The organism is Cellulomonas sp. P4_B5_2 (assembly GCF_056402235.1).
The window spans coordinates 1-4,374 of sequence record NZ_JBFUHU010000319.1; the positions used below are offsets into that span (position 1 = coordinate 1).

The 4,374-nt window shown below is 72.7% G+C and carries 6 protein-coding genes; all 6 read left to right on the top strand.

Annotated features, from left to right (window positions below):
• Window positions 1-165: 165 nt before the first annotated feature.
• Window positions 166-477 carry an integration host factor, actinobacterial type gene (mihF, locus tag AC1DUQ_RS18415; protein ID WP_028046342.1) on the top strand — a complete coding sequence of 104 codons (312 nt, stop codon included), beginning with the start codon at window positions 166-168 and terminating at the stop codon, window positions 475-477.
• A gap of 44 nt (window positions 478-521) precedes the next feature.
• Entirely contained in the window at window positions 522-1,091 is a 570-nt protein-coding gene (gene gmk / locus AC1DUQ_RS18420) for a guanylate kinase (RefSeq protein ID WP_477062004.1), read from the top strand.
• 40 nt (window positions 1,092-1,131) lie between these two features.
• Complete coding sequence (gene rpoZ / locus AC1DUQ_RS18425) at window positions 1,132-1,395, top strand: DNA-directed RNA polymerase subunit omega (protein WP_028046344.1); 264 nt, start codon at window positions 1,132-1,134, stop codon at window positions 1,393-1,395.
• Between the two features lie 9 nt (window positions 1,396-1,404).
• Window positions 1,405-2,601: a bifunctional phosphopantothenoylcysteine decarboxylase/phosphopantothenate--cysteine ligase CoaBC gene (gene coaBC, locus AC1DUQ_RS18430; RefSeq protein WP_477062005.1), complete on the top strand. Its 1,197-nt coding sequence runs from the start codon at window positions 1,405-1,407 to the stop codon at window positions 2,599-2,601.
• 43 nt (window positions 2,602-2,644) lie between these two features.
• Window positions 2,645-3,847 carry a methionine adenosyltransferase gene (gene metK, locus AC1DUQ_RS18435; protein ID WP_477074305.1) on the top strand — a complete coding sequence of 401 codons (1,203 nt, stop codon included), beginning with the start codon at window positions 2,645-2,647 and terminating at the stop codon, window positions 3,845-3,847.
• A 55-nt stretch (window positions 3,848-3,902) separates the two neighbouring features.
• The coding region (locus AC1DUQ_RS18440) for a primosomal protein N' family DNA-binding protein (RefSeq protein WP_477074306.1) at window positions 3,903-4,374 on the top strand (472 nt) is incomplete at its 3' end.

The following is a 4,374-nucleotide window of genomic DNA, read 5'->3' on the forward strand; positions in this document are numbered from 1 at the left end:
GCTGAAGGGAAGCAGGAAGGCCAGATGGCCGAACAGGTCGATGGTGTCGCGGGCGGCTGAACGCGCGTCCGCATTGCCGATGAGGGTGGCGCTCGCTAGTTTCGTTCTCACGATCCCGCGCACTTCCACGTGGGTCGCCGGCCCACTGACGAGAAGGTGACGCGCGTGGCACTCCCTCCGCTGACTCCCGAACAACGAGCGGCAGCGCTCCAGAAGGCCGCCGCCGCCCGGCAGGCCCGCGCTGAGGTCAAGAATCGCCTCAAGTACTCGCAGGGGACCCTCTCCGAGGTGATCGCGCAGGGGCAGGCGGACGAGACGATCGGCAAGCTCAAGGTCCTCGCGCTCCTCGAGTCCCTGCCTGGCGTGGGCAAGGTCAAGGCGCGTGCGATCATCTCCGAGATCGGAATCTCCGAGACGCGTCGCGTGCGTGGTCTCGGGCCGCACCAGGTGAAGGCTCTCGTCGACCGCTTCGGGTGACGTCGGGGGCCGCGCCGCGCATCTCGAGGAGCACCGCGCCACCCATGACGACGACGCCAGCCCGGTTGACCGTTCTCGCCGGACCGACCGCCGTCGGCAAGGGCACCGTGTCCGCCGACGTCCGGACCCGCTATCCCGAGGTCTGGTTGTCGGTGTCCGCGACCACGAGGCCCCCTCGGCCCGGCGAGGTCGACGGGGTCCACTACCTGTTCGTGACGGGCGACGAGTTCGACGCCATGGTCGAGCGTGGCGACCTGCTCGAGTGGGCCGTCGTGCACGGACGCAACCGATACGGCACGCCGCGACGGCCCGTCGAGGAGCGTCTGGCCGCCGGGTTGCCGGCACTGCTGGAGATCGACCTGCAGGGTGCGCGGCAGGTCCGCGAGTCGATGCCCGGCGCGCACTTCGTCTTCCTGGCGCCCCCGTCGTTCGCGGAGCTCGAGCGTCGGCTGGTCGGCCGGGGGACCGAGGACGCGGAGGAGCGGGAGCGCCGCCTGGAGACCGCGCGCGTGGAGCTCGCCGCGGAGGCCGAGTTCGACCAGGTGATCGTCAACGACGACGTCCACCGGGCGACCGACGAGCTGGTCCGCGGGATGGGCATCGCGACCAGGTAGGATGAGGGCAGTCCAACCCCTTTACGTACGGGAGATCACCGTGTCCGGAACCGTCGCCGCCCCCACCGGCATCACCGACCCGCCCATCGACCGTCTGCTCGAGCGCGCCGACTCCAAGTACGCGCTCGTCCTGTACTCGGCCAAGCGCGCGCGTCAGATCAACGCCTACTACTCGCAGCTCAACGAGGGTCTGCTCGAGTACGTCGGCCCGCTGGTGGACACGCGCCCGCAGGAGAAGCCGCTCTCGATCGCGATGCGCGAGATCGACGCCGGCCTGCTCACCTCCGAGGCCACCGAGGGCTGACCTGCCCCCATGCACATCGTCCTCGGCGTCGCGGGCGGGATCGCCGCCTACAAGGCCGTCCTGCTCCTGCGTCTGCTGCGCGAGGACGGCCACTCCGTCCGCGTGGTGCCCACGCGTGCGGCGCTCGAGTTCGTCGGGCGCGCGACGTGGGAGGCCCTGTCGGGGCAGCCGGTGACGACGGACGTGTTCGAGGACGTGGACCAGGTGGCGCACGTCGCCGTCGGCAAGCAGGCCGAGCTGGTGATCGTCGCCCCCGCCACGGCCGACCTCCTGGCCCGCGCCGCGACCGGTCAGGCGGACGACCTTCTGACCGCCACTCTGCTGGTCGCCCGCTGCCCGGTGCTGCTGGCGCCGGCGATGCACACCGAGATGTGGGAGCACCCTGCCACGGTCGCGAACGTGGCGACGCTGCGCTCCCGCGGCGTGCACGTGCTCGACCCCGCGGCGGGCCGCCTGACGGGCACCGACACCGGGCCCGGACGACTCCCCGAACCCGACGAGATCGCCGCCGCCGCGCTCGCCCTGGTCTCCCACCTGCCCCAGGACCTCGCGGGTCGGCACGTCGTCGTCTCCGCCGGCGGCACGCGTGAGCCGCTCGACCCGGTGCGCTTCCTGGGGAACCGGTCGTCCGGCCGCCAGGGCGTGGCACTGGCACGGACCGCGCTCGCCCGGGGTGCCCGGGTGACGCTGGTGGCCGCGAACCTCGACGTCCCGGTCCCGACGGGCGTCGACGTGGTCCGGGCCGAGACCGGCGCCGAGCTGAGGGACGCCGTGCGCGCGGCGGCGAAGGACGCGGACGTGGTCGTGATGGCCGCGGCGGTGGCCGACTTCCGCCCACGCACCAGCGCCGAGAGCAAGATCAAGAAGGAGCCGGGCGGCGGCGCCCCGGTGCTCGAGCTCGTCGAGACGGTCGACATCCTCGCGGAGCTGGCCCACGACCGGCTGCGCGCCGGGCAGGTCGTGGTGGGCTTCGCGGCGGAGACCGGCGACGACTCCGGCAGCGTGCTCGAGCACGGACAGGCGAAGGCCCGACGCAAGGGCGCGGATCTCCTGGTGGTCAACGCGGTGGGCGGCGGCCGGGGGTTCGGCACGGACGCGAACGACGTCACGATCCTCGACGGGTCCGGCGCGATCGTGGGCACCGCCGCGGGGAGCAAGGACGTGGTGGCCGACGCCGTCTGGGACGCGGTCGTCGCGCGCGCCTGAGATGTCGCCCCGGCTGCGGACCGCTCCTATTACGCTGTCCGCCATGACCGAGCCCGACATGCGCCTGTTCACGTCCGAGTCCGTGACCGAGGGGCACCCGGACAAGATCTGTGACCAGATCTCCGACGCCATCCTCGACGCGATGCTCGAGCAGGACCCGCAGGCCCGCGTGGCGGTCGAGACGATGGTGACCACCGGTCTCGTGCACGTCGCCGGGGAGGTCACGACCAGCGCGTACGTCGAGATCCCGCAGATCGTGCGCCAGGTGGTCAAGGGGATCGGGTACACCTCGTCGGCGATCGGCTTCGATGGCGACTCGTGCGGCATCTCCGTGTCGATCGGGCAGCAGTCGCCCGACATCGCCGCCGGCGTCRACAAGGCCCTCGAGGTCCGCGAGGACGCGTCCGACCTCGACCCGCTGGACGCCCAGGGCGCCGGCGACCAGGGACTGATGTTCGGGTACGCCAGCGACGACACCCCGTCGCTGCTGCCCCTGCCGATCTGGTTGGCGCACCGGCTCGCCGAGCGCCTGACTCTCGTGCGCAAGGAGGGGATCCTGCCCGGGCTGCGCCCCGACGGGAAGACCCAGGTCACCATCGGCTACGACGGTGACCGCGCGGTCCGGCTCGACACGGTGGTCCTGTCCACGCAGCACGACCCCGACGTGCAGCTCGAGACCACGCTGCGCCCCGGCATCACCGAGCACGTCATCGCACCCGTGCTGGCGCAGCTCGACCTCGACACCACCGACTTCCGCCTGCTGGTGAACCCGACGGGCACGTTCGTCGTGGGCGGTCCGCAGGGCGACGCCGGGCTGACCGGCCGCAAGATCATCGTCGACACCTACGGGGGGATCGCCCGTCACGGCGGCGGGGCGTTCTCCGGCAAGGACCCGTCGAAGGTGGACCGGTCCGCCGCCTACGCGATGCGGTGGGTGGCCAAGAACGTCGTCGCCGCCGGGCTCGCGCGCCGGTGCGAGGTCCAGGTTGCCTACGCCATCGGCAAGGCCAACCCCGTGGGCCTGTACGTCGAGACGTTCGGCACCGAGACGGTGCCCCTGGAGCGGCTCACCAGCGCGATCCGCGACGTCTTCGACCTGCGCCCGGCCGCGATCGTGCGCGACCTCGACCTGCTGCGGCCGATCTACCGCAAGACCGCCGCCTACGGGCACTTCGGCCGCGAGCTGCCGGAGTTCACCTGGGAGCGCACCGACCGCGTCGCGGACCTCCAGTCCGCGGTGGGCTGACGCCTGCCGCAGCCGTTCCCGGTCCTGCGTGGGCAGCGGATGCTCTGATGGGCGCGTGGGCGTGAGCGCGGGCGGTGAGCAGCTGATGCTCGAGGGCCTGCCGCAGCCGAAGCGGCCTGCGCGCCCTGCGGTCGGCGGTGCCCCGCTCGCCGAGCACCTGCCGATCGCCCGGGTGTGCGTCGACCTGGTCCCGCACCACCTCGACCGCGTGTTCGAGTACGCGGTGCCGGCGGCGCTCGCCGACACCGCGGTGCCGGGCACCCGCGTCAAGGTGCGGTTCGGCGGCCAGGACGTCAACGGCTACGTGCTGGAGCGGGTCGAGGAGGCCGAGCACGACGGCGCACTCCAGCCCGTGCGCAAGGTCGTGTCCGCCGAGCCCGTGCTCACGCCCCAGGTCGCCCGCCTGGCGCGCGCGGTCGCGGACCGCTGGGCCGGCACGCTCAACGACGTGCTGCGGCTCGCCGTCCCCGCACGGCACGCCCGCGTCGAGGCGGAGGTCCCCCCTGCGGCGGACCCGCTGCCCGTTC